The organism is Variovorax sp. Soil_C_39 (assembly GCF_057656815.1).
In genome coordinates, this window is the sequence record NZ_JBDGJQ010000003.1 from 67454 (window position 1) to 92832 (window position 25379).

Sequence of the window (25379 nt, forward strand, 5' to 3'; positions counted from 1 at the left end):
GCCGGTTCCGCGGTGTTTCCCGCACGAACCATTGAACACCACCACTCAAAAGAGCCTCGTTCCGGGCCTCATCCTCGCGTCGCTCGGCGCGATCGCGTTCAGCGGCAAGGCCATCATCGTCAAGCTCGCGTACCGCTACGGCGTCGACGCGGTCACGCTGATCATGCTGCGCATGCTGTTCGCGCTGCCGCTCTTCGCGGTGATGGCGTGGTGGGCCGGACGTGGCAAGCCCGCGCTCACGCTGCGAGATTGGCTCGGCGTGATCGGGCTTGGCTTCTCGGGCTACTACCTCGCGAGTTTTCTCGACTTCGCGGGGCTCGCCTACATCTCCGCCAGCTTCGAGCGGTTGATCCTGTACCTCAACCCGACGCTGGTGCTGCTGTTCGGCTGGCTCTTGTACCGCCGGCGCGCGACGCGGCCGCAGGTGCTCGGCATGGTCGTGAGCTATGCGGGCGTGCTGCTGGTGTTCGGCCACGAACTCTGGAGCGGCGGCGACGGCAAGGGCGGCGGCGCGGCGGCATGGGGCGCGTTCCTGGTGTTCCTGAGCGCGGTGAGCTATGCGGGCTACCTCGTCTACAGCGGCGAATTCGTCAAGCGGCTCGGATCGCTGCGGCTCGTGGGCCTGGCCACCACCGTGGCGTGCGTGTTGTGCATCGTGCAGTTCGTGCTCATGCGGCCAGTCAGCGTGGCGATGCAACTGGCGCCCGAGGTCATCTGGCTGTCGGTGCTCAATGCCACGCTGTGCACCGCGGTGCCGGTGCTGATGGTGATGATGGCCATCGAGCGCATCGGCCCCGCCATGGCCGCGCAAACGGGCATGATCGGGCCCTTGTCCACCATCCTCATGGGCGTGGTCATACTCGACGAGCCGTTCACCGCGTGGATCGCGGCCGGCACGGTGCTCGTGATCGCGGGCATCTTCGTTTTCACACGCAAGGGGCGCTAGGTTCGGCGTCCCTGCAGTTCAGGAGCAACGACATGGATCTGGGTATTGCAGGCAAGACCGCACTGGTGTGCGGCGCGAGCAAGGGATTGGGCTACGGCTGCGCCGAGGCGCTGGTGCGCGAAGGCGTCAACGTGGTGATCGTGGCGCGCGGCGCCGAGGCGCTGGAAGCGGCCGCGAAGAAGCTCGATGCGGCCAAGGGCGCGGGTGGCGCGTTCGTCAAGCAGGTGGCGGCCGACATCACCACCGAGGCCGGCCGCGCCGCGGTGTTCGCGCTCGGCCACGACTTCGACATCGTGGTGACCAACGCCGGCGGACCGCCGCCCGGCGACTTCCGCAACTGGGACCGCGAGGCCTGGATCAAGGCGGTCGATGCCAACATGCTCACGCCGATCGAACTCATCAAGGCCACGGTGGACGGCATGGCCAGCCGCGGGTTCGGGCGCATCGTCAACATCACCTCGAGCTCGGTGAAGTCGCCGATCGACATCCTCGGCCTGTCGAACGGCGCACGCAGCGGCCTGACCGGCTTTGTGGCGGGCGTGGCGCGCACCGCCATCGCGGCCAAGGGCGTGACGATCAACAACCTGCTGCCGGGCTCGTTCGACACCGATCGCCTCAAGGGCACCATGGCCGGCACGGCGCAAAAGACCGGCCAGGACTTCGACACCGTCTGGGAAGCCCGCAAGAAGAACATTCCGGCGAAGCGCTTCGGCACACCCGCCGAGTTCGGCGCGATCTGCGCGTTCCTCTGCAGCATGCAGGCAGGCTACGTCACCGGACAGAACGTGCTCGCGGACGGCGGCGCGTACCCCGGAACCTACTGACGCGACGGCGTCGCGCTACTTGACCTGCTGCTTGCCGAGCTTGCGCGCGAGCGTGCGCCGGTGCATGCCGAGCCGCCGCGCGGTCTCGGAGATGTTGAAGCCGGTCTCGGCGAGCGTCTCGTGGATGCGTTCCCACTCGAGCGTCTTGATCGAGGTCGAGCGGTTCGTCAGCTCGACCTCCGTGGTGCCGGCGGCGCGACCGAACGCGGCCTCGATGTCGTCGGTGTTCGAGGGTTTGGCGAGGTAGTGGCAGGCGCCGAGCTTGATCGCCTCGACGGCGGTGGCGATGCTCGCGAAGCCCGTGAGCACGACGATGAGCATCTCGGGAGCGTGCCGGTGCAGCCGCTCCACGCACGCCAGGCCCGAGGCTTCGCCGTTGAGCTTGAGGTCGACCACCGCATAGCCGTAGCCCGATGCATCGCCCTGCAGCAGCAGCTGTTCGACGTCTTCGAGACTGCTGGCCAGCGCCACCGAATAGCCGCGGCGCTCGAACGAACGGCCCAGTGTTCGGGCGAAGGCCGCGTCGTCCTCGACGATCAGCAGGCGGCGGCCGGCGTCGGCGGCGGTGTCTTCGTCGGTCATGGGGTCTTAGCGCCGCTGGCGGCGATGGCGTGTTCGAGCGTGGCGTCGTCCTCTTCGTCGAGCACCACGGCCGCGAGCGGCAGCGTGATGGTCACGACCGCGCCGCCTTCGGCCCGGTTGCGCGCCGCGACGCGGCCGCCCAGTGTGCGCGCGACGTTCGCGACCAAGAACAGTCCGAGCCCGCCGCCGGGCCGGTTCTTGCTCGACTGGTAGGGCTTGCCGAACTCCTTCAGGATCGCCGGCAGGAAACCCGGCCCCGTGTCGGTGACCGTGAGGATCAGCGCATCGGCATCGTGCGCCACTTCGAGGCGCAGCCAGTGCGGCGAGGCTTCGAGGGCATTGTCGAGCACGTTGCAGACCATCTGCTTGAGGGCCGAGTCGGAGACCATGGGCAGGTCCTGGCCGAAGCGGTTGTCGTACTCGAAGGCTTCCACCGGGCGCGTGGTGCGCCATTCATCGACCAGCTCGTCGAGGAAGGTGCTCACCGTGGTTTCTTCGGACGATTCGCCGCGCGTCTCGCCAGCCGACAGCAGGATGCCGCTCACGATGCTCTTGCAGCGCTGGATCTGGAGTTCCATCTCGGCCACCTCGGTCAGGAGTTCGGGGTCGGAGCTGAAATGCGGCAGTCGCCGCCAGTCTCCGAGGATCACCGCGAGCGTGGCAAGCGGCGTGCCCAGCTCGTGCGCGGCGCCCGAGGCCAGGAGCCCCATGCGCACGATGTGCTCTTCTTCGGCGGCGCGCTGGCGCAGGTCGGCCAGCCGCTGGTCGCGGGCGCGCAGGTTGCGGCTGATGCGCGTGATGAACACCACCAGCAGCGCCGCATTGAGCGCAAAGCACACGAGCATGCCCTGGACATACGGGCTCCAGAGGCCGCGGTCGTGGTCGAGCGGCAGCGCGAGCGGGCGCGAGAACAGCGCCAGGCCCGCGAAGCAGGCACCGGTGACCACGACGATGGTCCAGGTGGACCAGGCCTTGAGCAGCACCGCGCCCAGGATGACCTGCAGCAGGTACAGGAAGACGAAGGGGTTGGTGGCGCCGCCGCTCAGGTAGAGCTGCGCGGTGAGCGTGGCGACGTCGACCAGCAGCGCGAGGAACAGCTCGCCGTTGGTCACGCGGCGGATCTGGCGCGAGCGCAGCAGGCTCACGCCGTTGAAGAGCGCCAGGCAGGTCAGCACCAGCAGCATCTGGTCGAGCGGCAGCCGGATGCCGAAGCCGTAGTGCACTACGAGGATCGTGACGACCTGTCCCACCACCGCGAACCAGCGCAGCTGGATCAGCTGCTGCATGTTCTGGTGGCCGGTGGCGTTGTCCAGGCTCGCGACGCCCGCGCGCAGCGGGTGCAGCTCGCCGGCCACCGCGCTGGTCGTCGCTTCAGTCGCGGGGGGCATCGGGGGCTCCGGGGCGGGCGCTGGGGTCGGCGGCATGGGCCGCATTTTCACCGTTCGCGGCCGGCAGGCCCCGGCCGCGCCGCCGGTCGTCGCGCCAGACGAACCACGCCGCGCCCGCCACCATCAGCGCCAGGCCGTACCAGGTGATCGCGTAGACCAGATGGCTGTTCGGAAAGGCGACGACCGTCAGGCCGCCGGCGGGCCAGCCGGCCGCAGCGCCGGGCGGGGCCTCTGCCGCCGCGGCATCGACGAAATAGGGCGCCACGTCGGAGAGACCGCGCGCCGCGGCGATGGCCTGCACGTCGCGCGAGAACCAGCGGTCGGCGGCGGGATCGTTGCGGCGCAGGAAGCCGCCGCCGGGCTCGGTGATGCGCAGCAGGCCGGTCACGCGGGTTTCGCCGCGCGGCTCGCTCGCGGCGCGGGCGGCGCGCGTGCGGGCCTCGGGCGGTACGAAGCCGCGGTTCACCAGCACCACGCCGTCGGCGGTCGCGAGCGGCGTCAGCACCCAGAAGCCGGCGCCGAGCCGGGTGCTGGCCTGCACCAGCGTCTCCTTGTCGTGGAGAAAGGTGCCGGCGATGCGCACATGCCGGTATTCGTCGTTGGCCGTATTCACTTGCGGCCACTGGCTGCGCGCAGGCGGCGGCGCGGCCGGGGCATGCACGCGCGCCTCGACGCGTGCGATGAGATCGAGCTTCCAGGCGCGGCGCTCGACTTGCCAGTTGCCGAGCGCCACGAAGCCCGCGAATGCCAGCGCCGCGAACACCATGGCGACGATCCGCGTGGCCGCAGGGCGCTGGCGGCCGGCCGGCATGGCGGCGGGGGTGGGGCGGTCTGGCGGCGTGGCGGTCACGGCATCGGCGTCAGGGCATGTTCTTCATGTCGTGCACCGACATCGGCATCATGTTGGCGTTCATGTGGTACATGACCCAGAGCGATCCGGCCAGCGTGATCACGACGAGCACGATCGTGAAGATCAGCGCCAGCATGTTCCAGCCGCTCTCGGACTTGGCGTCCATGTGCAGGAAGTAGACCATGTGGACCACGATCTGCACCGCGGCCAGGCCGAGGATCACGAACGAGGTGGTGCTGGGCTTGCCGAGCACGTTGCCCATGACGAGCCAGAACGGGATCGCGGTCAGGATCACGGCCAGCACGAAGCCGGTCATGTAGCCCTTGAAGGTGCTGTGGCTCGCCGGGCCGTCGTCGTCGTCGTGGTGGTCGTCGTGTGCGGAGGCTGTCGTCATGCCATCGATCCCATCAGGTACACAAAGGTGAAGACGCCGATCCAGATGACGTCCAGGAAGTGCCAGAACATCGACAGGCACATCACGCGGCGGCGGTTGGCGGCGCTGAAGCCGTGCTTCGGCAGCTGGAACAGCAGCACCACGAGCCAGATGAGGCCGAAGCTCACGTGCAGCCCATGGGTACCGACCAGCGCGAAGAAGGCCGACAGGAAGGCGCTGCGCTGCGGGCCCGCGCCTTCGTGGATCAGGTGCGCGAATTCGTAGAGCTCCAGGCCGATGAAGCCCGCGCCGAGCAGGCCGGTCACGGCGAGCCAGGCGAGCGTGCCGCGCATGCGCTTTTTCTGCATCTCGAGCACGGCGAACCCGTAGGTGATCGACGACAGCAGCAGCAGCGCGGTATTGACCGCCACCAGCTGAAGGTCGAACAGGTCGGCGCCCGAAGGCCCGGCCGCATAGCTGCGGCCCAGCACGCCGTACACCGCGAACAGGCAGGCGAAGATCAGGCAGTCGCTCATCAGGTAGATCCAGAACCCGAGCAGGGTTGCGTTCTCCGGATGGTGGTCGTTGCCGACGTGGAACAGCTCGAACACGGGCGGCTTGCCCGTCTGGTCGCTGTGGGCGTGGAGTGCGGTGGTGTCAGACATGGGCGGTGGCCAGCAGGCGCGTGCGTTCGGTCTCGGTGCGGACGACGTCTTCCGCGGGGATGTAGTAGTCGCGCTTGTAGTTGAAGGTATGGACGATCACGGCGGCCACCAGGGCGACGAACGCCACGCCGGCAAAGAGCCACATCTGCCAGATCAGCCCGAAACCGCAGGCCGCGGACAGGGCCGCGACGATGAAGCCGGCGCTGGTGTTCTTCGGCATGTGGATCGGCGTGTAGCCTTCGAGCGGGCGCGCATAGCCGCGGCGCTTCATGTCGGTCCAGGCATCGTTGTCATGGATGCGCGGCGTGAACGCGAAGTTGTAGGCCGGCGGGGGCGACGAGGTCGACCACTCGAGCGTGCGGCCGTTCCACGGGTCGCCGGTGGTGTCGCGCAGCGACTCGCGGCGGATGAAGCTCACCACCAGTTGGATCAGGAAGCAGGCGATGCCCAGCGCGATCAGCACCGCGCCGAAGGCGGCGACCTGGAACCAGATCTGCAGCGAGGTGTCCTCGAAGTGGCTCATGCGGCGAGTGACGCCCATCAGGCCGAGCACGTACAGCGGCATGAACGCGACCCAGAAGCCCACCAGCCAGAACCAGAACGAGCACTTGCCCCAGAACGCATCGAGCTTGTAGCCGAAGGCCTTCGGGAACCAGTAGGTGATGCCGGCCAGCATGCCGAACAGCACGCCGCCGATGATTACGTTGTGGAAGTGGGCAATCAGGAACAGGCTGTTGTGCAGCACGAAGTCGGCCGGCGGCACCGCGAGCAGCACGCCCGTCATGCCGCCCACCACGAAGGTGACCATGAAGCCGATGGTCCACATCATCGGCAGCTCGTAGCGGATGCGGCCGCGGTACATGGTGAAGAGCCAGTTGAAGATCTTCGCGCCCGTCGGAATCGAGATGATCATCGTCGTGATGCCGAAGAACGAGTTCACGCTGGCGCCCGAGCCCATGGTGAAGAAATGGTGCAGCCAGACGAGGTACGACAGGATGGTGATCACCACCGTGGCGTACACCATCGAGGCATAGCCGAACAGGCGCTTGCCCGAAAAGGTGGAGACCACTTCCGAGAAGATGCCGAAGGCCGGCAGGATCAGGATGTACACCTCGGGGTGGCCCCAGATCCAGATCAGGTTCACGTACATCATGGCGTTGCCGCCGAGGTCGTTCGTGAAGAAGTTAGTGCCGACATAGCGGTCGAGCGACAGCAGGGCCAGCACGGCGGTCAGCACCGGGAAGGCGGCCACGATGAGCACGTTGGTGCACAGCGACGTCCAGGTGAAGACCGGCATCTTCATCATCGTCATGCCGGGCGCGCGCATCTTCACGATGGTGACCAGCAGGTTCACCCCCGAGAGCAATGTGCCGACGCCCGCGATCTGCAATGACCAGATGTAGTAGTCGACCCCCACGTCGGGGCTGTAGAGGATGCCCGACAGCGGCGGGTAGGCGAGCCAGCCGGTCTTGGCGAACTCGCCGACGAACAGCGACGCCATCACGAGGCCGGCGCCGAAGGTGGTCATCCAGAAGCTGAAGTTGTTGAGGAACGGGAACGCCACGTCGCGCGCGCCGATCTGCAGCGGCACCACGAAGTTCATGAGGCCCGTCACCAGCGGCATCGCCACGAAGAAGATCATGATCACGCCGTGCGCGGTGAAGATCTGGTCGTAGTGGTGCGGCGGCAAATAGCCCATGTTGTCGCCAAAGGCCACGGCCTGCTGCGCCCGCATCATCAGGGCGTCGGCAAAGCCGCGCAGCAGCATCACCAGGCCCAGCACGATGTACATGATGCCGATCTTCTTGTGGTCGATGCTGGTGAACCAGTCGCGCCACAGCGTGCCCCAGAGCTTGAAGTAGGTGAGCGCCGCCACGATGGCGAGCCCGCCCAGCACCACGGCCGCGAAGGTGGCGAGCAGGATGGGCTCGTGCAGGGGAATCGCCTCCCAGCTGAGGCGGCCGAAGATCAGCTTCGTCAGGTCAAGGTTCTCGAACATCGTCATTCTTCGGTGGTGCACATCGCGGTGACGTACTTGCGCCGGGGCGCCGCGGTGAGAAGGTCATCGGCCTGCCAGGCCGCTTTGGTGGCGACGTTGAATGCGCCGGGCTTGCCGAGGCCGCCGCTCGCATCGATGGCCATCATTTCGTGCATGCACATCTTGTTGCGGTCGACGCACAGGTTGAGGATGGCGCCATACAGGTCGGGCGCGACGCTGCCGTAATGGCGCACCGGCTCGCGCTCGGTCGGGCGCTCGAGCGTCTGCTGGTATTTCTCGCGGTCGAGCTCGCCGTCCTTGCCGGCCTTGACCTTCTGCACCCACTGGTCGAAGCCTTCGTCGCTGAGTCCGTGGAACTTGAAGCGCATGCCCGAGAAGCCCGCGCCGCTGTAGTTGGCAGAGAAGCCCTCGAACTCGCCGGGCTTGTTGATGACCGCATGCAGCTTGGTTTCCATGCCCGGCATGGCGTAGATCTGGCCCGCCAGCGCCGGGATGAAGAACGAATTCATCACGGTGGAGGCGGTGAGCTTGAAGCTGATCGGCCGGTCGACCGGGGCCGCCATCTCGTTGACCGTGGCGATGCCCTGCTCGGGATAGATGAAGAGCCACTTCCAGTCGAGCGCCACCACCTGCACCTCGAGCGGCTTGACGTCGGCGGGCACCGGGCGCCCGGCCTCAATGCGGTCGAGCGGGCGGTAGGGGTCGAGCGTGTGGGTGCTGATCCAGGTGATCGCGCCGAGCGCGATGATGATCAGGAGCGGCGCGGCCCAGATCGCGAGCTCGAGCTGCGTCGAGTGGTCCCAGTCGGGCGCGTACTCGGCCTCGGCCTCCTTGCTCGACTGGCGATAGCGCCAGGCGAAGTAGAGCGTCAGCGCGATCACCGGGACGATGATGATCAGCATCAGCACGGTGGACACGACGATGAGTCGGCCCTGCTGGTTGGCGATGTCGCCGGACGGGTTCAGCAGCACCGTGTTGCAGCCCGCGAGCAGGGCCAGCGGGAGCAACAGGAGCCATCGGCGAAGGGATTTGGAGGTAGGCATGCCGAAAGAAGGTAGTGCGTGGGCTGCGCAAGGAACCCACAATCTACGACCAAAGGCGGCGGCCGGCCATTGGACGTTTTGTCCTATGGCGGGAATGTCCGTTCGGTGCGACGCTTGGCGCCTTGGTTCCATGGTCTATCCCTGTCACTGTCCGTGACACACCCGAATAAAGAACGCAATGACGACGACGTCCAGCATCCGTCCGCACGGGGCGCAGCCCGCGCCGAACACGTCTGTAAACGATGCCCCGCAGGGTGATGGGCATTCACATATCGCGCCTGGCGAGATCGCCGTGGGCGTGGTCATCGGCCGGGCGTCGGAGTACTTCGACTTCTTCGTCTACGGCATCGCCTCCGTGCTGGTGTTCCCGGCGGTGTTCTTCCCGTTCGAGGCGCGCCTCGAGGGAACTCTCTACGCCTTCGTGGTCTTTTCTTTCGCGTTCATCGCACGGCCGTTCGGCACCATCATCTCGATGGCGATCCAGCGGCGCTTCGGGCGCGAGGCCAAGCTGACCATCGCGCTGTTCATGCTCGGCACCTCCACGGCCGGCATCGCCTTCCTGCCGGGTTACGCGAGCATCGGCTTCACCGCGATCGTGCTGCTCTCGATCTTCCGCTTTGCCCAGGGCCTCGCGCTCGGCGGTTCCTGGGACGGGCTGCCGTCACTGCTCGCGCTCAATGCACCGAAGAACCGCCGCGGCTGGTACGCGATGCTGGGCCAGCTCGGCGCGCCGCTCGGCTTCTTCGTGGCCAGCGCACTGTTCGCTTTTCTGTACGGCAACCTCTCGCACAAGGACTTCCTCGACTGGGGCTGGCGCTACACCTTCTACGTGGCCTTCGCGATCAACGTCGTGGCGCTGTTTGCGCGGCTGCGGCTCGTGGCCGCCGACGAGTATTCGCGCCAGCTCGAGGAGCGCGAGCTCGAGCCCACTGGGGTGATGGAACTGCTGCGCTCGTCGCAGGGTACCAACCTGCTGATCGGCGCCTTCGCGGCGCTCGCGAGCTACGCGCTGTTCCACCTGATCACGGTGTTCCCGCTGTCGTGGATCACGCTGTATTCCGACCAGTCGATCACCGAATTCCTCGTGGTGCAGATGATCGGCGCGGTGCTCGGCGCCGCCGGCATCGTGGCATCGGGCCTGATCGCCGACCGTGTGGGCCGGCGCTTCACGCTCGGCGGACTGGCCGCGCTGATCGCGGTGTTCAGCGGCTTCGCGCCCACCCTGCTCGACGGCGGCCGGATCGGGCAGGACATCTTCATCCTGCTGGGCTTCGTGCTGCTGGGCCTGTCGTACGGCCAAGCGGCCGGCGCCGTGAACTCGAACTTCGCGCCGAGGTACCGCTACACCGGCGCAGCGCTCACGGCCGACCTCGCATGGCTCATCGGTGCGGCCTTCGCGCCGCTCGTGGCGCTGGGCCTGTCGGCCAACTTCGGGCTCGCCTACGTCAGCGTCTACCTGCTGTCGGGCGCGGTCGGCACGCTGGCCGCGCTGGGGCTCGACCGGGCGCTGGCGCGCGACTGACGGCGGGCCGGCAGGGCCCTAAGATGCGGCCATGTTCGCCGCCGCCATCTTCGACATGGATGGGCTGCTGATCGATTCGGAGCGGCCCATCATGGCCGCCTGGATCGAGGCCGCCCGCACGCTCGACATCGAGCTTTCGCAGAGTCACTACCTCCAGTGCGTGGGACTGGCCACGGCAGAGTCGCAGCTGATCCTGCGCACGCTGCTCGGCGGCGACGAGGCCTACCTGCACGCCATCGACCATGTCCGCAAGTGCCTGCAGCTGGAGCGCGCGGACGGCGTTCCGCTTTTTCCCATCAAGCCCGGCGCGGCCGAATTCCTGGGCGCGCTGCGCGAGCAGGGCACGCGCTGCGCCGTGGCGTCGTCGTCGACCAGCGCGCAGATCCAGGCCTGCCTCGGCAGTCTCGGCGTGCTCGACCATTTCGACGCTTTCGCCGGCGGGGACGAGGTGGCGCGCGCCAAGCCCGACCCCGCGCTCTACCTGCTCGCGGCCGCACGCCTGGGCGTCGAACCGGCGCAATGCGTGGCCTTCGAGGACAGCGAGAACGGCGCTCGGGCCGCCTTGGCCGCGGGCCTGCGCGTCGTGATCGTGCCCGACCTCAAGCATCCGCCGGCGGCCATCCTCGACCAGGCCCTGCATGTGCTCGACTCGCTGCATGGCGCGATGGCGCACCTGCCGCGTTGGTTTCCGCATCCCATGGCCCGGATGCCGGAATAGGCGAGGAGGGATACTCCCCGCCATGCAGATTCACGAAAAGCCCCCCTTCGACACCCCGTTCGAGTGGATCGGCGGCGAACCCAAGGTGCAGGCGCTGGTCGACCGCTTCTACGACCTCATGGAGCTCGAACCCGCATACGTCGAATTGCGCGCGGTGCATGGCACCCACCTCGACAACGCCCGCCAGCGCCTGTTCTGGTTCCTCTGCGGATGGCTCGGCGGGCCGCAGCACTACACCGACCGCTTCGGCCATCCGATGCTGCGCGCGCGGCACCTGCCGCAAAGCATCGGCGGCCACACCATCGGCATCAAGGAGCGCGACCAGTGGCTCGCCTGCATGGACCAGGCGATGGGCGAGACCGGCGTGCCCGAGGGCCTGCGTGCCAGGCTGCGCGACTCCTTCTTCCAGACAGCCGACTGGATGCGCAACCGCGGCGGCTGAAACGAGACAACCACTTCCGAAGAAAGACCTTCGTCCAATGAATTCCATCGTCATCATCGGCGGCGGCCATGCCGCGGCCCAGCTCTGCGCCGGACTCGCCGAAGCGGGGCAGGGCGCACGCGTGCACCTGGTCTGCGAAGAGGCTTGCGAGCCCTACCACCGCCCGCCGCTGTCCAAGGCCTTTCTCAAGAGCCACGAGGAAACCACCCAGCCGCACAAGGCGCTCGACTGGTACCGCGACGCCGGCATCACGCTGCACCTGGGCGACGCGGCCGTGGCCATCGACCGCGAGGCGCGCACCGTCGGGCTGCGCTCGGGCGCGGTGCTGCCCTGGGAACACCTGGTGCTGGCGACCGGCACGCGCGCGCGCCAGATGCCCGACCTGCAGCCGGGCCTCGAGAACGTGGTCAGCCTGCGCGCGGCCGACGAGGCGCATCGCCTGCGCGCGTGCCTGGCCGATGCCGAGCGGGTCACCGTCCTCGGCGGCGGCTTCATCGGGCTCGAGGTGGCCGCGACGGCCCGCGCGCTCGGCAAGCAGGTGCGGGTGATCGAAAGCGCGCCGCGGCTGCTCGGCCGCGCGGTGTCTCCCGAGCTCTCGGCCCACGTGCTCGCGACGCACCGCGCGGCCGGCATCGAGATCGTGCTCGGCGCGCGCACCGGGGCGTTCGAGGTCGAAGGCGACCGGCTGCTGTCGGTCCAGGTCAACGGCGAACGGCAGCCGGTGGACCTGCTGCTGCTCGGCATCGGCGCGGTGCCCGAGACCGCACTGGCGCAGGCGGCCGGCATCGAATGCGCCGACGGCATCGTGGTCGACGGCCACATGCAGACCAGCGCGCCCGGCGTGCTCGCGGTGGGCGACTGCACGCGCTTTCCCGACCGCCGCGCGGGCCGCGCGCTGCGGCTCGAATCGGTGCAGAACGCCAACGACCAGGCGCGCACGGCGGTGACCACGCTCACCGGCGCGCCGCGCCCGCACGACGCGGTGGCGTGGTTCTGGTCCGACCAGGGCGCGCTGCGCCTGCAGATGGCCGGCCTGATGCCCGCCGAAGGCACGCCGGGGCTCGCGAGCGTGCGCCGCGCGGGGCCCAAGCCCGAGGCGTTCTCGCTGTTCCATTACGTCGACGGCCAGCTGGTGTGCGTCGAATCGGTCAACGCCCCGGTCGACCACATGATGAGCCGCAAGCTGCTCGAGGCCGGCCGCAGCCCGGCGCCCGACGCGGTGGCCGATGCGGCCGTGCCGCTCAAGAACCACCTGGCCTGAGGCTCAGCGGCGCGCGGGGGCCAGCAGCACCACCAGCGCGCCGGCGCCGCCTTCGGCCGGCTTGGCCTGCACGAAGGCCAGCACCTCGTTCTTCTGGATCAGCCAGCGCTGCGTCTTGGTCTTGAGCACCGGCTGCCGGCCCGGCGAGCCGAGCCCCTTGCCGTGCACCACGCGCACGCAGCGCAGCCCCTTCTTGTACGAACTGCGGATGAAGCCGCCGAGCGCCTCGCGCGCTTCGTCGCTGCGCAGGCCGTGCAGGTCGATCTGCGCCTGGATGCTCCAGTCGCCCTTGCGCAGCCGCGCCGTCACGTCGGTGCCGATGCCGGGGCGGCGAAAGCTCATCGCGTCGTCGACGTCGAGCAGGGTCGTCACGTCGAACTCGTCGGACAGCGATTCGCGCAGCACGCGCTGCTCGTCGAGCTGGTGCTGCACGGGGATCGGCGCGGGCGGCTCGGGCATGAGCGGCACCGCGGCCTTGCGCTTGAGAGGCTCGGTCGCGCCGATGGCGCGCGTGAACAGGTCTTTCTCGGCCGCGCGCCGGCGCTCCGCCGCGGCCTGCGCAGCCGCCTCGGCGGCCTCGCGCTCGCGGGTTTCCGCCAGCGCGCGCTGAACCTGCTTCAGGTCGGAGAGGTCCTTGATCGGCGCCTGGCCCGGCGGCTTGCGCGACGCCATCAGAGCACCCCCGCCTCGGCCATCGAGAAGCCCTGGCCGGTGCTGACGATCACATGGTCGAGCACGCGCACGTCGACCAGCGCGAGTGCGGCGCGCAGCGTCTGGGTGAGCGCCTCGTCGGCCCGCGATGGCTCGATGCTGCCGCTCGGGTGGTTGTGCGACAGCACCACGGCGGCCGCCTGGTGGTGCAGCGCGCGCACCACCACTTCGCGCGGATAGACGCTGGTCTGGGTCAGCGTGCCGCGGAACAGCTCCTCGAGCACGATCAGCCGGTGCTGCGCGTCGAGGAACAGCACGGCGAACACCTCGTAGGGCCGCGATCCGATGTGCATCTGCAGGTACTGCTTCACGCTGTCGGGTGAATCGAACACGGTGCGCTCCTTGAGGCGCTCGGCCATGGCGCGGCGCGCGAGTTCGAGCACCGCGATCAGCTCGGCGCGTTTGCTGTCGCCGCCCATGCCCTTCACGACCTTGAGGTCTGCGGCCCCGGTCTGGAGCAGGCCCGAAAGCCCGCCGAAGCGTTCGAGCAGTTCCTGGGCGAGCTGGAGCACGTTCTTGCCGGCCATCCCGGTGCGCAGCAGCAGCGCCAGCAGCTCGGCATCGGCCAGCGCCGCAGCACCGCGCGCGATGAGCTTCTCGCGCGGGCGGGCGTGGGCGGGGAGGTCCTTGAATGCCATCGGGAAAATCGGGTGAAACCTTGGGAAACCTTCGAAGAGCGGGTGGAAGCCCCGGCTCCTTAAAATGCGGTCCAGTTTATCGGGACACCCACCTTGTCTTTGCCCACCTCCGCCGCACCCATGTCCCATGTCGTGACTTCCGCCTCTTTCCTGACCCTGCACTACCGCCTCTCGGGTCCGGCAGGCGACATCATCAACACCTTCGCCGACAAGCCCGCCACGCTCTCGCTCGGCACCGGCGAGCTCTCGCCAGCCGTCGAGCAGCGGCTGATCGGCCTCGAGGAGGGCACGCACGCCACCTTCGAGCTGCCGGCCGGCGAAGCCTTCGGCGAGCGCAACCCCGAGATGCAGCAGTGGGTGGCGAGAAAGCTGCTCGCGCAGATGGGCGACCCCGATGAGCAGTACGCGGTCGGCGACGTGGTGCAGTTCCCCACGCCCGACGGCGTCGGCAGCTACGCGGGCGCGGTGGTCGAATCGAACGACACTGCGGTGCGCTTCGATTTCAACCATCCGCTGGCCGGCCAGCCCGTGACCTTCGAAGTGAAGCTGATCGGGGTGCTATGAGCGCAGTGCCAGCCATCTCGGAAGTCCTCCTCGCCGAGCCGCGCGGCTTCTGCGCCGGCGTCGACCGCGCGATCGAGATCGTCGAGCGCGCGATCGCCAAGTTCGGCGCGCCGATCTACGTGCGCCACGAGATCGTGCACAACACCTACGTCGTCAACGAGCTCAAGGCCAAGGGCGCGATCTTCATCGAAGACCTGGCCGAAGTGCCGCCGGGCGCCACGCTGGTGTTCAGCGCCCACGGCGTGAGCAAGGCGGTGCAGCAGGAGGCGCGCGACCGCGGCTTCGAGATCTTCGATGCCACGTGCCCCCTCGTGACCAAGGTGCACGTCGAAGTGGCCAAGCTCGCGAAGGAGGGTTACGAGTTCATCATGATCGGCCACAAGGGGCATCCCGAGGTCGAGGGCACGATGGGCCAGCTCTCGAGCGGCATCCACCTGGTCGAGGACGTGGCCGACGTGGCGCGCGTGTCGCCCGGCCAGGCCGAAAAGCTCGCGGTGGTGACGCAGACCACGCTCAGCGTGGACGACGCGGCCGAGATCGCGGCGGCCGTGCGCGCGCGCTTTCCGAACGTGCGCGAGCCCAAGCAGCAGGACATCTGCTACGCCACGCAGAACCGCCAGGACGCGGTCAAGATCATGAGCCCGCAGGTCGAGCTTGTGATCGTGGTCGGCAGCCCCACCAGCTCGAACAGCAACCGCCTGCGCGAACTCGCCCAGCGGCTCGGCACTGAGAGCTACATGGTCGACTCGGCCGACGAGCTGAAGCCAGAATGGTTCGAGGGCAAGACGCGCATCGGCCTCACGGCCGGCGCCTCGGCACCCGAGGTGCTGGTGCGCGACGTGATCGATCGCGTGCGCGCGTTCGGCGCGGTGTCGGTGCGCAAGATGGACGGCATCGAGGAAACCATCAAGTTCCCGCTCCCCAAGGGACTCAAGCTCGACGACATCCCGCCGCCGGGGCACATCTCCTGAACATGCAAGCAACAACGACAACCAACTGGCGCCTCGAAACCGAAGCCGCCGTCAGCCGGCTGCGCGCCGGCCCCGCCGGCTTCCTGCGCGAAACCCCGCTGTGGAAGCTGCCGGCCTCGGCGCTGGGCATTGAAGCCCCCGGTGCCGAGGTCTGGCTCAAGCTCGAGCACCTGCAGGTGAGCGGCAGCTTCAAGGCGCGCGGCATGATGAACCGGCTGCTGGCCAACGACATTCCCGACAGCGGCGTGGTCGTGGCCTCGGGCGGCAATGCCGGCATCGCCACCGCCGCGGCAGCCAAAGCGCTCGGCGTGCGCTGCCAGGTGTTCCTGCCGGGCGTCTCGCCCGAAGCCAAGCGTGCCCGCCTGAGGGCGCTCGGCGCCGAAGTGGTCGTGGTCGGCGAACTCTATCCCGACGCGCTGGCGGCCTGCCTCGCGCGGCAGCAGGAGACCGGAGCGCTGCTGACCCACGCCTACGACCAGCCCGAGGTCGTGGCCGGCGCCGGCACCCTCGGCCACGAGATCGAGGCCCAGGGCGGCCTGCCCGATGCCGTGCTCGTGAGCGTGGGCGGCGGCGGCCTGATCGGCGGCCTCGCCGGCTGGTTCGAGAAGCGCGCCCGCGTGGTGGCACTCGAGCCCGAAAAGGCGCCCACGCTGTACCGCGCGCGGCAAGCTGGCGAGCCGGTCGATGTCGACGTGGGCGGCATTGCCGCCGATTCGCTCGGCGCGCGCCGCATCGGCGCCATTTCCTGGGACATCACCCAGCAATTCGTACAGGACGCGCTGCTCGTTTCCGACGATGCCATCCGTGCCGCACAGCGGTGGCTCTGGAAGGAAATGAAGCTCGCGGTGGAACCCGCCGCCGCACTGCCGCTCGCGGCGCTGCAGACCGGCGCGTACCTGCCGCGCGAAGGCGAGAAGGTCTGCCTGATCGTCTGCGGCGCGAACGTCGATCCCGCGTCGCTCGCCTGACTCTGCGCGGGCGAGGGCGACCGGCCGGCGGGGCCACCTAAAATCGCCCGATGCTCGACATCACCCTGCTCCGCAAAGACCTGGCCTCCGCCGTCGCCGGTCTCGAAAAACGCAAGAAGAACCAGCCCTACCTCGACGTGGCGGCTTTCACCGCGCTCGAGGCCGAGCGCAAGACCCTGCAGACCCGCACCGAGGAAATCCAGGCCCGGCGCAACGCGCTGAACAAGCAGATCGGCCCGCTGAAGGCCAAGGGCGAATCGGTCGATGCGCTGATGACCGAGGTCAACGCGCTCAAGGCCGAGCAGGAATCGCAGTCGAAGCGGCTCGACGAGATCCAGCCCGAACTGCAGGCGCTGTTGCTGGCGGTGCCGAACCTGCCGCATGCCAGCGTGCCGGTGGGCGAGGACGAGAGCGGCAACGTCGAGCAGCGCCGCTGGAGTCCGCAAGGCGGCGCCGGTGCATCGGCCACGCCGCTGCCGTTCGCGCCCAAGGACCACGTCGACCTGGGCGCGCCGCTCGGGCTCGACTTCGAAACCGGCGCCAAGCTCGCCGGCTCGCGCTTCACGGTCATGAAGGGCCCGATCGCCCGGCTGCACCGCGCGCTCGCGCAGTTCATGCTCGACACGCAAACCGACAAGCACGGCTACACCGAGTGCTACGTGCCCTACATCGTCAACGCCGCCACGCTCAGCGGCACCGGCCAGCTGCCCAAGTTCGAGGGCGACCTGTTCGCCGCCAAGAAGGGCGGCCAGGAGGGCGAGCCCGCCCCCGACCATTCGGCGCTCTATCTCATTCCCACCAGCGAAGTGCCGCTGACCAACTTCGTGCGCGACGAGGTCGTGGCCGAGTCGCAACTGCCGATCAGGCTCACCGCCCATACGCCGTGCTTCCGCTCCGAGGCCGGCAGCGCGGGGCGCGACACCCGAGGCATGATCCGCCAGCACCAATTCGACAAGGTCGAGATGGTGCAGATCGTCCATCCCGAGAAGAGCTACGAGGCGCTCGAGCAGATGACGGGCCATGCCGAGGCCGTGCTGCAGGCGCTCGAGCTGCCGTACCGCGTGGTGCTGCTGTGCACCGGCGACATGGGCTTCGGCGCCACCAAGACCTATGACCTCGAGGTCTGGCTGCCCGCGCAGGACACCTACCGCGAGATCAGCTCGATCTCGAACTGCGAGGCCTTCCAGGCGCGGCGCCTGCAGGCCCGCTTCAAGAACGCGCAGGGCAAGAACGAACTCGTCCACACGCTCAACGGCTCGGGCCTCGCGGTCGGGCGGACGCTGGTCGCGGTGCTCGAGAACCACCAGAACGAGGACGGCTCGGTCCGCGTGCCCGCGGCGCTGCGGCCGTACCTGGGCGGGGGCGAGGTGCTGCGGGCCTGAACGGCCAGGGCTTGAAAAAGCCCGCGATTTCTCTGCTAGAATCGCTGGCTCGACAAAACACCGGAGAGGTGGCAGAGTGGTCGAATGTACCTGACTCGAAATCAGGCGTACTAGCGATAGTACCGAGGGTTCGAATCCCTCCCTCTCCTCCAGTGCATAAGGCTTTGCTGCTATGCCATTCATAGCATCAAGCCACCCGCCGCAGGTTCGTGGTGGGGGATTTTTGTCCAACCCTGCCGATAGCATCTGCCTGCTTGTCGGTTGAGAGATGGGCATAACGTGCGGTGCTTCTCGGATCCTTGTGGCCGAGCACGGCGCCGATCACAAACAGGTCTACGCCAGCGTTCACCATCTCTGAGGCCGTGCTATGCCTCAGGTCGTGAAAGTGCAGCCAAGGCATGCCAGCGGCCACGCACGCGGCCTTCACGTTCTTCTGCACCGTGATGCGCGCGATCTTCTGGAAATTCCGAACACACACCGCCACCCGAGGGTGAATCGGGACAATCCGCGGCTCCTCGTTCTTGGTCTTCGCCAGGTGCCAGCGGTCGCCGATTGCCACGGCCCGTAGGATTTCTGAGAGGCGCATGCCGCTGTAGAACGCCATGCGGACCACCATCCGCGCATTTCGGTTCTTGGTGTTCCGGGCGACCAACAGCATCTGCGCGCGGTCGATGTAGATGTGGCGCTCGTTCTTGACCTCTGGCACGACGACTTTTGCGGCAGGATCGAACTCGCCGAAGCTGTGATGCTTCCATGCCCAGCGGCACGCCGCCGTGAGGTATCGGATGCGCAGCCGAATCGTGGCGTCCGAGAGGGGCCGTGGCTTGTCCCCCTCTTTCTTCGGCACCGACATCGACTTGAGGCGAAGCGCCTTGCACACGTCCGGCAACGCGCTGAGCGGCCGGCCGGCGTAGAAGGGTGCGATCAGGGCCAGTTCGCGGGCGACGTTCATCCCTTGTTTGAGCTTCGGGATGCGGTCTTTCAGGTAGTGGGTGATGGCGTCTTCGATGAGGTGATGTTCACCACCGACCCCGTTGGCCGTCGCGTAGAGCCGTGCGCTCTCCTTCCGGTCGAATTCGTCTGCCTGGGCCTGATTCCAAGCGCGAGGAAGGCGCTTTCGAGCGCGGATCCGGGCTCCGCCGATCCAACGGTCAAACTCAAAGACGAACTGACCGCGCGCCTTATCCCTTGTGATCGACATTTTGTCTTGTACTCCGTGATGTCTGTAGGCTCAAAGCGCAGGGAGCGCCCGAAACGGTAGCCGGGCAGGGTGCCAGAAGCGGCCAGATCATAGACTTGGCGCGCCGAGACGCCCAATTTGCTTGCGACCTCTGCCGCGGTGAGAAGCTCGCTCATTTCCCCTCTCCTTCGTAAGAGCGCCCAATGGCGGCAGCAGCGCGGACGATTGCTCGACGAGTGGCGGCCCCAGGGTCTGGGAAGTTCGCATAACGGGGCCAGTCGCGGCGCTGGGAGACTGGCCCGCAATAAACGACCGGCGCGTCATCTTCGCAGTACCCGAACTCAATACAGATGTCCAAAGCTACCGCCAGCCGCAGCGCGTCGCCGTCGTCGGTGAGCGGGTTCCACCATTCATCAACATCGCCCGTTTCAGTCCGTCCGCAAGGCCACCAACCGTCGCACGTCCCTTCGTCAAATTCCACAGGAAGGTCCGCAGCCTTCGCAGCCGCCTCGAGTAGTTCGCGGTCAGTCATCGCCCACCCCCATCTCCACCCCTGATGGCCTCGCCAACAGCCTTGTCCCAATCGACCGCATGGCCGTTGGCGTAGTTGATCGCAGCGTCATAGGCCAGGGTAGACGCGAGCTTTGCGGCGCGCTCCGTCGCGCCTTTGATCGCCTCGCGCATTTGGTCGGCGGTGAAGAGAGGCTCGGCTTCTGGCGGCACTGCCTTGCCGGCGAGTTGCCAGCGCGGCCCGTGACCGAACGTGCGGTATCGATGTGCGGCCGGCTCCGGCATCAGCGCCTCAAGCTCTGGGTGTAGTGTGCTCATGGCTGCTCCCTTGTTGTCTGTCGGGCTGCATCGATTGCGGCGTCAAACGTCTCGCCGGCGTGAAGCTTTGTGATCCAGGCCGTTCGCTTTCCGTTGAGCTTGTTGCCGTGAGGAATGACTGCCTCGTAGGCTTCATTGCGGAGGAACTCGTACCGAGCCGCATCCTCCTGCAGCTTGCGCAACTCCGACGCAGGAACGAGCACGGCATTGTTCGGGCGAGCCTCCATCTCGGGCAGCTTCACTTCTTCTGTGGGGTTCGTCATGCGGTGGTCTCCATCACGGCTTCGATGAACACTTTGGCGACCTGCGGGACGATGGCATTTCCATAGCCGTGGGTCGCGAGGCGTTCCAGCTGGATGGATAGCCCATCGCAAGGCAATAGACCGCTGTAATCACCGTCCAATGCGCGCCTTGCTCCAGCAAGCGGGTCGCCATGCTCGGGGAATGCCTTCCGCGCTGGGATAAAAACGCGTTGGATCTGCTGATGTCCTTCCCGTCGCGCGCCGCGGGCGTCGGCCACAAAACATAGCCGCTTTCTCTGGTGCTTCGCTCCGATGGCACTTGCTCTGAGTACAACCGCCCCGCAGGCGTAGTCTTCGGCTTCAAGGTCCAACGCGACCTCATCCCACCATCCCCAGTTGATTGCGCTTGCAACCTGCTCTCCAAAGACCGTTGGAGGTCTACGCTCGCTGATGAGACTGCGAAATGGCGGCCAAAGATGGCGCTCATCGCTTTGCCCTTGCGCGCCGCCATGAGCGACTGAAGCGACGGAGTAGGGCTGGCAGGGGCAGCTTCCGCTCCACGCCGGGCGATCATCGGGCCATCCAGCCAGACGTAGTGCAAGGCTCCATCCGCCGATGCCTGCGAAGAAGTGGCACTGGGTATATCCGGCAAGGTCATCTGCTGCCACATCGGTAATGCTCCGTTCGTCAACATCGCCAGGTGCGATTAGGTTCGCGGCGATCAACTTGCGCAGCCACTGGGCCGCATAGGGGTCGATCTCGTTGTAGTAGGCGGTCATCCCTCGCCTCCCTGTACGCCATCGACAGGCTGCGAGGCCTCCCCCTGATTGCCCGCTCCAGCCTGCGGGGGCGCGGCCAGGTAGAGGGCGCGAGATTGGTACACCATGCCCCAGTGCAATGCCTTGGCTTGGATGGCTGCATGGTCGCGTTCAGAGCACGACGACCACTCGCTCCATTTGGGGTTGTTCGGCACTCGCTTGCGGCACTCCCACGCCACCGCTTCCGAAGCTGGCGCAGGCGCTGCGATGGGGCTGTCGTTCTTTCCCTTCGTCCTCACGGCCTCTACGCCGTTGGTAGGCACGTCGGCAGGGCGCCAGATGTGATTGCAGCCGTGGCAAAGGTGCGAGCGGTGCGGCTCGTTCTTCCAGTCGGGGGTGCGTTCGTCAGGCGCATCGATGTGCTGTAGGCCGCACTTCGGGCAATGCAGCACTATGTCGATTGGCGCAGGCGCTGCCACCGATGCCGAAAATTCTTCGTGCTCGCGCAGCGGGATGCAGCCCTCTTCGGGGTAGTCTGCCAGCCAGCAGTACAGCCCGGCCTCCATGGGCTCACCCTCGGTCGATGTGCGCGCGGGAAAACGCTGGATAACCACTTCCTGCTCTCGCTGGTCTTCATCGGTCTCGAAGTCCGGGGCGGCCAGTTCCAGCGCTGATCGAAGCTGCATTGCGTTGATCTGCAATGCCGGCCCGCTTTCTGCAGGCGCTGCCACGGGAGCGGGCTGGGCGAGGGCGGCAAGACATTCGCCGATCGCTTCCGCGAGGCCGCCTTTGTCGCCTCGCTGCGCGTGCGTCATCGCGAGCACTGCGTGGCGCAGTGCTTCCTGCTGCTCGCTCGGGGCGGCCGGTGTAGCGGCGGGAGGCGCGAGGGCGGCACGGGCTTGCCATGCGCTCCAGGCGGAAGCGGTCACCAGCGACTTGTAGGGGCCAGACGGGGAAAAGCGCAGCACATTCGGCACCCACGATTCCATCGTGCCGGCCCACGCCTCAAACGCTGCGCGCTCGTTCACCGCATCGCTCGGCACTGCTGGCACCACAGCGGGAGGGGTGGGAGTCGATGGCTCAGGCAGCGCGTCGATCATCTCGTCGAAGTTTTCGCCGTCTACGTTGCGCATGTGCAGTTCCGACCATTGACGCGGAGTCAACTTGCGGGCTTTTTCGTAGCGCTTCCAGCCGAGCAGGAGTTCGGCGCTCATGCTGGCTCTCCGACAGCCACGGGGCTATACCGCGCGTGGGCACGGCACAACGTCACGGGCACCTTGTCTACGCAGGGCATCGGATGGCCGCACTGGCAGCGCTTCTGGTCAGCCGGATCGCGGAAGATGGGAGCGGTGCATTCGTCGGAATCGGCGATCACGTCCAGAGCGCGGGGAGTGAGTTGGGCGGTGTTCATGGTGGGTCTCAGGTTGTGCGATATGGGTGAGTTGCGCTCCAGCCCTGTTGCCGCTGATACTTCGCGTTCCCTAGAAGGAGCGAGCAATGGCAGACAACAAGTCGAAGACTGGAAAAGCCGACCGCAAACTGGTCGCCAGCAAACAGGACTACGAAGTCGCGTATGCGGCCAAGAAAGCCGGCGTACCCAAAGCCGCGGTGAAGGCCGCGATCAAGAAGGTCGGCAACTCGCGCCCGAAGGTCGAGGCCGAGTTGAAGAAGGCCAAGAAGTAGGCCGTGGCTAAGCCCACCCGAACCGCCGATCAGTTGAAGCAGATGGTTCTGGAGCGCATCGAGGCGATACCGGACCTGCGCGGCCAGGTGACGGACGTTCACCGCGGCAACGTGGTCGGCACGGGCGGTGACGGGGAGGGCGGCCCGAACTGGACGATCCCGATCCAGACCGATCGGGGCACTCACCGCCCGGACATCGCCAGAATCATTCGGCAACTGCAGATGCAGTACGAGCTCGACGACTACTGACATCACGCGACCTCCTGCGGGGCTTGCTGGAGCCGCTGGAGAGCCCACAGCGCCGCCGCGCGGTCTTTGGGGCTCGAGCCCGAGCCGTCGGCGATCGCCTTCCACTCCGACACCTGCGCCAGCAGCGCGCACATGAACGCGGCTTCCTTCTCTTCGAAGTCGGCGTCATAGCTGCTGTCGAGCCACGAGTGGCAGCGCGAGCAAGCCCAGACCGAATAGCAGTCGTCGGCCTTCCGCCCGCGGCCCTTGCCGTGGATCAGGAGATTCGAGTGCGCCGCCACCGTCGTGCTCGCGTCGAAGTTGCAGAGCCGCGTGCGCAGCAGGCACGGCCGGCCGCGGGCCATCGACAGAAGATGCGCGTTGCGCTGGGGCTCGGGCTTCTCCATCGGCCTTGCCATGCCGCTGCAGTCCGCGAGCACCACGGGCCGCTCCAGGCGCTTTGCCGGCGTGGGTGGCATGTGCACCACCACCAGCCGCTTGAAGCCGCTGCGCTTCAGCACACTGCCCTCGCAACCGACATGCGGCTCGTGAGGGCTTCATCGGCCTCCAGGCGCAGGGCATGGAACCGTTCCAGAAAGTCCTGGCGCCACTTCTTCCACGGCGTCGCCTCGCGCCATTCGGCATCCAGCCGCGCCCAGGTGGCGATCGGCACCGGCGTGCGGGCGCCATCGCCCAGGATCGCCCACGGGCCGTTTTTCTTGGCGTTGTAGGCCGTCAGGAAGTGCCGCTCGGTGGCGAGCGCCTGCAGGTCGATCTCGCGGATGAGTGCCTTGTGCCCCGCGAACGCCGACTGCATGCCGAAATGGCGGCGAACGGTCCTCATGTGATCGTCTTCGAACATCCCCCAGGCCTCGACCCCGCCTGCGCCCAAGCCGTAGCAGTTGACGGCGATCTTGGCCGGGCTGCTCAGGTCGGTGGTGTAGGCCTCGTGGGCATCGTGCATGAGCATGCACAACTGCACGCTTGGCGAGAGATTCATGCGTTGGGCGATGTCGGCACAGAGCAGGCTGTGCTCGGCGACGCTGTAGGGTCGCGAAGTGGCGCCCGTGAAGCGGTTGATGAGCGACAGGTGGTGCGCGATGTCTTCGATGCACACGGGGCGCGCATCGGCAGCAAGGGAGCCGGGGCCGGCCAGGTGGTATTCCGCGCCCGACGCGGTGATCATGTGGGTCACGGTTGATCCTTCGACGCCGCAAGGGCGTGTTGTGCCGCGTTCTCGGCGGCGATGTCGTTGAAGATTTCGGCCGACAGCTGCAAGGCGTCGGTCTCGGTGGGGCCGTCGGAAACGGCGGCATAGAGGGCGATCACGATGACGACCGCCATCACGCGCAGAAAGGCGTCGAGCGACTGCTGGGCGAGCGTTGCCGGGTTCATGGAGTTGCCTCCAGTGATGCGCGGGTGACGACGGGCGCGTCGACCAGGTGCTCGAACGTGATGGAGCCGCGCTTCACGGCCACGTCGGCGCGGGGCACCGACCAGTTGCGCCAGCGCGTCTCGCCCAGAGGGCGCACGAACGCCTGGCGGCGCGTGCCTTTCGTGCGGAAGCAGACCTCCACGGCTTGGGCGGCGCTCATGCAGGCTCCTTCGGCAACTCGGAAGCGAGCGCGTCCTTGTGCGCGTCATAGCGCTTGATCGCCCAGACAATTGCGTTCAGGCACCACAAGTAGTGGTAGTCGTATGCGGTCTGGCGGCCGTAGTCCCACAAGTCGGTGAACCGGAAGCCGTCCTGCTCGAAGGCTTCGGCGGCACGCCACAGCGTGTGCTCGTCGGTGTCGTACCCGAACACCCGATCTTCGACGGCGGCCCAGAGAGTCGCGCGCTGCGCCTCGCTCCACTCTTCGCTCTCGGCGTGGTTTTCGACGTGATGCCTCAGCGTCTCCTTGAAGACCTCGTCGGAGAAAGCCTCGACACCCGAGTTTTTGTCGACGGATTGCACCTTCTCGGCCCAGTACTGGGGATTGATCTCATGCCCGCGAAAGAACTCGAACATGTCGTCGAGCCGAGCGAACACGTAGGTCCCGCAGTCCCCGCCGATGTACAGGCGACCTCCCCAGGTGATGACATCGAACCAGTAGATGCCGCTATCGGGCCGCTTGAATCTGAGATGACGATCGACGCCGTCATCGCGCAGGATCGTCATCTGGTGCTTTGCGACATCCCCCGGGAATCGAGCCGCCACTTCGGCTTCGTTGAATCGACGCGTGCTCATGCGGCACCTCCAAAACGTTGCAGCACGGCGGCACGCTCGCTGTCGCGCAGCTCGTCGTCGCTGATCAAGCCGTTGTTGTGCGCGTTGCGTGCGTAGGCGGCCTTCTGCTGAAAGCTCATCTGCTTGTGCGCGATGTAGAGCAACTGCCCGGCAACACGCAACTCGGTGACGAGCTCCACGGGGCCGGCGGTCGCCCGCGCTTGCGCTGCCCTGACTCCCGCGTCATAGCCCAGACGGAAGCTGCGAAAGTCGTTCGGCCGCCCGGCGTCCACCCATGCTGTCGACACTGCGTCGGCAGCCGCGAAGACCTGTTCGAGGGGAGGGTGGCGCAGAGGCGCTTTCTTTGCCGCGCTCACGATGCACTCCTTCTGCCGCACGGGCCT

General features: G+C 67.2%; 33 protein-coding genes, 1 tRNA gene and 1 pseudogene. 13 read left to right on the plus strand and 22 right to left on the minus strand.

The genetic code is table 11. From position 1 onward, the window contains the following. Positions 1-31 precede the first annotated feature (31 nt). Positions 32-946, plus strand: a complete 915-nt coding sequence (locus AC3A6J_RS08140; RefSeq protein ID WP_487859420.1) for a DMT family transporter — start codon at positions 32-34, stop codon at positions 944-946. Between the two features lie 32 nt (positions 947-978). Continuing rightward, positions 979-1770: an SDR family oxidoreductase gene (locus AC3A6J_RS08145; protein ID WP_487859421.1), complete on the plus strand. Its 792-nt coding sequence runs from the start codon at positions 979-981 to the stop codon at positions 1768-1770. A gap of 15 nt (positions 1771-1785) precedes the next feature. Here the strand turns inward: AC3A6J_RS08145 and AC3A6J_RS08150 are convergent, their stop codons facing one another. Genes AC3A6J_RS08150 through cyoA form a run of 7 tightly spaced genes read right to left on the minus strand, consistent with a single transcriptional unit; the run spans position 1786 to position 8670 of the window. Further along, positions 1786-2352: a response regulator transcription factor gene (locus AC3A6J_RS08150; RefSeq protein WP_487859422.1), complete on the minus strand. Its 567-nt coding sequence runs from the start codon at positions 2350-2352 to the stop codon at positions 1786-1788. Further along, positions 2349-3740, minus strand: a complete 1392-nt coding sequence (locus AC3A6J_RS08155; RefSeq protein ID WP_487859423.1) for an ATP-binding protein — start codon at positions 3738-3740, stop codon at positions 2349-2351. The genes AC3A6J_RS08150 and AC3A6J_RS08155 overlap by 4 nt, the downstream gene beginning before the upstream one ends. Next, positions 3724-4590, minus strand: a complete 867-nt coding sequence (locus AC3A6J_RS08160) for an SURF1 family protein (protein ID WP_487859424.1) — start codon at positions 4588-4590, stop codon at positions 3724-3726. Before AC3A6J_RS08160 ends, AC3A6J_RS08155 begins: the two co-directional genes overlap by 17 nt. A 10-nt stretch (positions 4591-4600) precedes the next feature. Then, a complete protein-coding gene (cyoD, locus tag AC3A6J_RS08165; RefSeq protein WP_487859425.1) occupies positions 4601-4984 on the minus strand; it encodes a cytochrome o ubiquinol oxidase subunit IV in 384 nt (127 codons plus the stop codon). Then, positions 4981-5628, minus strand: a complete 648-nt coding sequence (gene cyoC, locus AC3A6J_RS08170; protein ID WP_487859426.1) for a cytochrome o ubiquinol oxidase subunit III — start codon at positions 5626-5628, stop codon at positions 4981-4983. Before cyoC ends, cyoD begins: the two co-directional genes overlap by 4 nt. Further along, positions 5621-7627, minus strand: a complete 2007-nt coding sequence (cyoB, locus tag AC3A6J_RS08175) for a cytochrome o ubiquinol oxidase subunit I (protein ID WP_487859427.1) — start codon at positions 7625-7627, stop codon at positions 5621-5623. The genes cyoC and cyoB overlap by 8 nt, the downstream gene beginning before the upstream one ends. A gap of 2 nt (positions 7628-7629) precedes the next feature. After that, positions 7630-8670, minus strand: coding sequence for a ubiquinol oxidase subunit II (gene cyoA, locus AC3A6J_RS08180; protein ID WP_487859428.1), 1041 nt, complete (start codon positions 8668-8670; stop codon positions 7630-7632). Between the two features lie 178 nt (positions 8671-8848). On the opposite strand from cyoA, the gene AC3A6J_RS08185 reads away from it, so the two are divergent. Genes AC3A6J_RS08185 through AC3A6J_RS08200 form a run of 4 tightly spaced genes read left to right on the plus strand, consistent with a single transcriptional unit; the run spans position 8849 to position 12613 of the window. Beyond that, positions 8849-10192: an MFS transporter gene (locus AC3A6J_RS08185; RefSeq protein WP_487859429.1), complete on the plus strand. Its 1344-nt coding sequence runs from the start codon at positions 8849-8851 to the stop codon at positions 10190-10192. A 31-nt stretch (positions 10193-10223) separates the two neighbouring features. Further along, on the plus strand, positions 10224-10910 hold the full coding sequence (locus tag AC3A6J_RS08190; RefSeq protein ID WP_487859430.1) for an HAD family hydrolase: 687 nt from the start codon (positions 10224-10226) through the stop codon (positions 10908-10910). A gap of 22 nt (positions 10911-10932) precedes the next feature. Next, positions 10933-11352, plus strand: coding sequence for a group II truncated hemoglobin (locus tag AC3A6J_RS08195; RefSeq protein ID WP_487859431.1), 420 nt, complete (start codon positions 10933-10935; stop codon positions 11350-11352). Between the two features lie 37 nt (positions 11353-11389). Continuing rightward, positions 11390-12613: an NAD(P)/FAD-dependent oxidoreductase gene (locus AC3A6J_RS08200; RefSeq protein ID WP_487859432.1), complete on the plus strand. Its 1224-nt coding sequence runs from the start codon at positions 11390-11392 to the stop codon at positions 12611-12613. 3 nt (positions 12614-12616) lie between these two features. Here the strand turns inward: AC3A6J_RS08200 and AC3A6J_RS08205 are convergent, their stop codons facing one another. Beyond that, entirely contained in the window at positions 12617-13285 is a 669-nt protein-coding gene (locus AC3A6J_RS08205; protein ID WP_487859433.1) for a Smr/MutS family protein, read from the minus strand. Beyond that, complete coding sequence (gene radC / locus AC3A6J_RS08210) at positions 13285-13962, minus strand: RadC family protein (protein WP_487859434.1); 678 nt, start codon at positions 13960-13962, stop codon at positions 13285-13287. The genes AC3A6J_RS08205 and radC overlap by 1 nt, the downstream gene beginning before the upstream one ends. A gap of 120 nt (positions 13963-14082) precedes the next feature. On the opposite strand from radC, the gene AC3A6J_RS08215 reads away from it, so the two are divergent. From AC3A6J_RS08215 to AC3A6J_RS08235, 5 genes are all read left to right on the plus strand, one after another. Further along, positions 14083-14526 (plus strand): FKBP-type peptidyl-prolyl cis-trans isomerase, encoded by a 444-nt coding sequence (locus tag AC3A6J_RS08215; RefSeq protein WP_487859435.1) that lies wholly within the window; start codon positions 14083-14085, stop codon positions 14524-14526. Next, entirely contained in the window at positions 14523-15497 is a 975-nt protein-coding gene (gene ispH, locus AC3A6J_RS08220; protein WP_487859436.1) for a 4-hydroxy-3-methylbut-2-enyl diphosphate reductase, read from the plus strand. Before AC3A6J_RS08215 ends, ispH begins: the two co-directional genes overlap by 4 nt. 2 nt (positions 15498-15499) lie before the next feature. After that, the gene (locus AC3A6J_RS08225) at positions 15500-16465 is read left to right on the plus strand and encodes a threonine/serine dehydratase (RefSeq protein ID WP_487859437.1); all 966 of its coding nucleotides are present in this window, start codon (positions 15500-15502) and stop codon (positions 16463-16465) included. A gap of 50 nt (positions 16466-16515) precedes the next feature. Next, entirely contained in the window at positions 16516-17847 is a 1332-nt protein-coding gene (serS, locus tag AC3A6J_RS08230; protein ID WP_487859438.1) for a serine--tRNA ligase, read from the plus strand. A gap of 62 nt (positions 17848-17909) precedes the next feature. Continuing rightward, positions 17910-17999, plus strand: a tRNA-Ser gene (locus AC3A6J_RS08235). 35 nt (positions 18000-18034) lie between these two features. On the opposite strand, the gene AC3A6J_RS08240 is transcribed toward AC3A6J_RS08235, so the two are convergent. From AC3A6J_RS08240 to AC3A6J_RS08270, 7 genes and pseudogenes are all read right to left on the minus strand, one after another. Continuing rightward, positions 18035-19048 carry a tyrosine-type recombinase/integrase gene (locus AC3A6J_RS08240; RefSeq protein ID WP_487859439.1) on the minus strand — a complete coding sequence of 338 codons (1014 nt, stop codon included), beginning with the start codon at positions 19046-19048 and terminating at the stop codon, positions 18035-18037. 14 nt (positions 19049-19062) lie between these two features. Next, positions 19063-19203: pseudogene (locus AC3A6J_RS08245) on the minus strand (helix-turn-helix domain-containing protein); the annotation flags it as partial. 352 nt (positions 19204-19555) lie between these two features. Further along, the gene (locus AC3A6J_RS08250) at positions 19556-19855 is read right to left on the minus strand and encodes a hypothetical protein (RefSeq protein ID WP_487859440.1); all 300 of its coding nucleotides are present in this window, start codon (positions 19853-19855) and stop codon (positions 19556-19558) included. After that, positions 19852-20118, minus strand: coding sequence for a hypothetical protein (locus tag AC3A6J_RS08255; RefSeq protein WP_487859441.1), 267 nt, complete (start codon positions 20116-20118; stop codon positions 19852-19854). The genes AC3A6J_RS08250 and AC3A6J_RS08255 overlap by 4 nt, the downstream gene beginning before the upstream one ends. Next, the gene (locus tag AC3A6J_RS08260; protein ID WP_487859442.1) at positions 20115-20876 is read right to left on the minus strand and encodes a DNA cytosine methyltransferase; all 762 of its coding nucleotides are present in this window, start codon (positions 20874-20876) and stop codon (positions 20115-20117) included. Before AC3A6J_RS08260 ends, AC3A6J_RS08255 begins: the two co-directional genes overlap by 4 nt. Then, a complete protein-coding gene (locus AC3A6J_RS08265; RefSeq protein ID WP_487859443.1) occupies positions 20873-22069 on the minus strand; it encodes a hypothetical protein in 1197 nt (398 codons plus the stop codon). The genes AC3A6J_RS08260 and AC3A6J_RS08265 overlap by 4 nt, the downstream gene beginning before the upstream one ends. Next, on the minus strand, positions 22066-22266 hold the full coding sequence (locus tag AC3A6J_RS08270; RefSeq protein ID WP_487859444.1) for a hypothetical protein: 201 nt from the start codon (positions 22264-22266) through the stop codon (positions 22066-22068). The genes AC3A6J_RS08265 and AC3A6J_RS08270 overlap by 4 nt, the downstream gene beginning before the upstream one ends. An 86-nt stretch (positions 22267-22352) precedes the next feature. Between AC3A6J_RS08270 and AC3A6J_RS08275 the strand changes: the two genes are divergently transcribed. Continuing rightward, positions 22353-22538, plus strand: coding sequence for a DUF3606 domain-containing protein (locus AC3A6J_RS08275; RefSeq protein ID WP_487859445.1), 186 nt, complete (start codon positions 22353-22355; stop codon positions 22536-22538). 3 nt (positions 22539-22541) lie between these two features. Continuing rightward, positions 22542-22787, plus strand: a complete 246-nt coding sequence (locus AC3A6J_RS08280) for a hypothetical protein (RefSeq protein WP_487859446.1) — start codon at positions 22542-22544, stop codon at positions 22785-22787. Positions 22788-22789: 2 nt separating this feature from the next. Here AC3A6J_RS08280 and AC3A6J_RS08285 read toward each other — a convergent pair whose 3' ends face one another. Genes AC3A6J_RS08285 through AC3A6J_RS08310 form a run of 6 tightly spaced genes read right to left on the minus strand, consistent with a single transcriptional unit; the run spans position 22790 to position 25352 of the window. Further along, complete coding sequence (locus AC3A6J_RS08285) at positions 22790-23287, minus strand: nuclease domain-containing protein (protein WP_487859447.1); 498 nt, start codon at positions 23285-23287, stop codon at positions 22790-22792. After that, the gene (locus AC3A6J_RS08290) at positions 23281-23952 is read right to left on the minus strand and encodes a hypothetical protein (RefSeq protein ID WP_487860042.1); all 672 of its coding nucleotides are present in this window, start codon (positions 23950-23952) and stop codon (positions 23281-23283) included. The genes AC3A6J_RS08285 and AC3A6J_RS08290 overlap by 7 nt, the downstream gene beginning before the upstream one ends. Positions 23953-23957: 5 nt before the next feature. Then, positions 23958-24161 carry a hypothetical protein gene (locus tag AC3A6J_RS08295; protein ID WP_487859448.1) on the minus strand — a complete coding sequence of 68 codons (204 nt, stop codon included), beginning with the start codon at positions 24159-24161 and terminating at the stop codon, positions 23958-23960. Beyond that, on the minus strand, positions 24158-24361 hold the full coding sequence (locus tag AC3A6J_RS08300) for a hypothetical protein (RefSeq protein ID WP_487859449.1): 204 nt from the start codon (positions 24359-24361) through the stop codon (positions 24158-24160). Before AC3A6J_RS08300 ends, AC3A6J_RS08295 begins: the two co-directional genes overlap by 4 nt. Further along, entirely contained in the window at positions 24358-24996 is a 639-nt protein-coding gene (locus AC3A6J_RS08305) for a hypothetical protein (protein ID WP_487859450.1), read from the minus strand. The genes AC3A6J_RS08300 and AC3A6J_RS08305 overlap by 4 nt, the downstream gene beginning before the upstream one ends. Beyond that, positions 24993-25352 (minus strand): hypothetical protein, encoded by a 360-nt coding sequence (locus AC3A6J_RS08310; RefSeq protein ID WP_487859451.1) that lies wholly within the window; start codon positions 25350-25352, stop codon positions 24993-24995. Before AC3A6J_RS08310 ends, AC3A6J_RS08305 begins: the two co-directional genes overlap by 4 nt. Between the last annotated feature and the right edge of the window lie 27 nt (positions 25353-25379).

Bases quoted from the DNA above. Each gene is read 5' to 3' on its own strand.
- AC3A6J_RS08145 (WP_487859421.1), top strand. From the start codon at position 979: ATGGATCTGGGTATTGCAGGCAAGACCGCACTGGTGTGCGGCGCGAGC.
- AC3A6J_RS08150 (WP_487859422.1), bottom strand. From the start codon at position 2,352: ATGACCGACGAAGACACCGCCGCCGACGCCGGCCGCCGCCTGCTGATC.
- AC3A6J_RS08155 (WP_487859423.1), bottom strand. From the start codon at position 3,740: ATGCCCCCCGCGACTGAAGCGACGACCAGCGCGGTGGCCGGCGAGCTG.
- cyoD (WP_487859425.1), bottom strand. From the start codon at position 4,984: ATGACGACAGCCTCCGCACACGACGACCACCACGACGACGACGACGGC.
- cyoC (WP_487859426.1), bottom strand. From the start codon at position 5,628: ATGTCTGACACCACCGCACTCCACGCCCACAGCGACCAGACGGGCAAG.
- cyoB (WP_487859427.1), bottom strand. From the start codon at position 7,627: ATGTTCGAGAACCTTGACCTGACGAAGCTGATCTTCGGCCGCCTCAGC.
- cyoA (WP_487859428.1), bottom strand. From the start codon at position 8,670: ATGCCTACCTCCAAATCCCTTCGCCGATGGCTCCTGTTGCTCCCGCTG.
- AC3A6J_RS08185 (WP_487859429.1), top strand. From the start codon at position 8,849: ATGACGACGACGTCCAGCATCCGTCCGCACGGGGCGCAGCCCGCGCCG.
- AC3A6J_RS08190 (WP_487859430.1), top strand. From the start codon at position 10,224: ATGTTCGCCGCCGCCATCTTCGACATGGATGGGCTGCTGATCGATTCG.
- AC3A6J_RS08195 (WP_487859431.1), top strand. From the start codon at position 10,933: ATGCAGATTCACGAAAAGCCCCCCTTCGACACCCCGTTCGAGTGGATC.
- AC3A6J_RS08200 (WP_487859432.1), top strand. From the start codon at position 11,390: ATGAATTCCATCGTCATCATCGGCGGCGGCCATGCCGCGGCCCAGCTC.
- AC3A6J_RS08205 (WP_487859433.1), bottom strand. From the start codon at position 13,285: ATGGCGTCGCGCAAGCCGCCGGGCCAGGCGCCGATCAAGGACCTCTCC.
- radC (WP_487859434.1), bottom strand. From the start codon at position 13,962: ATGGCATTCAAGGACCTCCCCGCCCACGCCCGCCCGCGCGAGAAGCTC.
- AC3A6J_RS08215 (WP_487859435.1), top strand. From the start codon at position 14,083: ATGTCCCATGTCGTGACTTCCGCCTCTTTCCTGACCCTGCACTACCGC.
- ispH (WP_487859436.1), top strand. From the start codon at position 14,523: ATGAGCGCAGTGCCAGCCATCTCGGAAGTCCTCCTCGCCGAGCCGCGC.
- AC3A6J_RS08225 (WP_487859437.1), top strand. From the start codon at position 15,500: ATGCAAGCAACAACGACAACCAACTGGCGCCTCGAAACCGAAGCCGCC.
- serS (WP_487859438.1), top strand. From the start codon at position 16,516: ATGCTCGACATCACCCTGCTCCGCAAAGACCTGGCCTCCGCCGTCGCC.
- AC3A6J_RS08240 (WP_487859439.1), bottom strand. From the start codon at position 19,048: ATGTCGATCACAAGGGATAAGGCGCGCGGTCAGTTCGTCTTTGAGTTT.
- AC3A6J_RS08250 (WP_487859440.1), bottom strand. From the start codon at position 19,855: ATGAGCACACTACACCCAGAGCTTGAGGCGCTGATGCCGGAGCCGGCC.
- AC3A6J_RS08255 (WP_487859441.1), bottom strand. From the start codon at position 20,118: ATGACGAACCCCACAGAAGAAGTGAAGCTGCCCGAGATGGAGGCTCGC.
- AC3A6J_RS08260 (WP_487859442.1), bottom strand. From the start codon at position 20,876: ATGACCGCCTACTACAACGAGATCGACCCCTATGCGGCCCAGTGGCTG.
- AC3A6J_RS08265 (WP_487859443.1), bottom strand. From the start codon at position 22,069: ATGAGCGCCGAACTCCTGCTCGGCTGGAAGCGCTACGAAAAAGCCCGC.
- AC3A6J_RS08270 (WP_487859444.1), bottom strand. From the start codon at position 22,266: ATGAACACCGCCCAACTCACTCCCCGCGCTCTGGACGTGATCGCCGAT.
- AC3A6J_RS08275 (WP_487859445.1), top strand. From the start codon at position 22,353: ATGGCAGACAACAAGTCGAAGACTGGAAAAGCCGACCGCAAACTGGTC.
- AC3A6J_RS08290 (WP_487860042.1), bottom strand. From the start codon at position 23,952: ATGATCACCGCGTCGGGCGCGGAATACCACCTGGCCGGCCCCGGCTCC.
- AC3A6J_RS08295 (WP_487859448.1), bottom strand. From the start codon at position 24,161: ATGAACCCGGCAACGCTCGCCCAGCAGTCGCTCGACGCCTTTCTGCGC.
- AC3A6J_RS08300 (WP_487859449.1), bottom strand. From the start codon at position 24,361: ATGAGCGCCGCCCAAGCCGTGGAGGTCTGCTTCCGCACGAAAGGCACG.
- AC3A6J_RS08305 (WP_487859450.1), bottom strand. From the start codon at position 24,996: ATGAGCACGCGTCGATTCAACGAAGCCGAAGTGGCGGCTCGATTCCCG.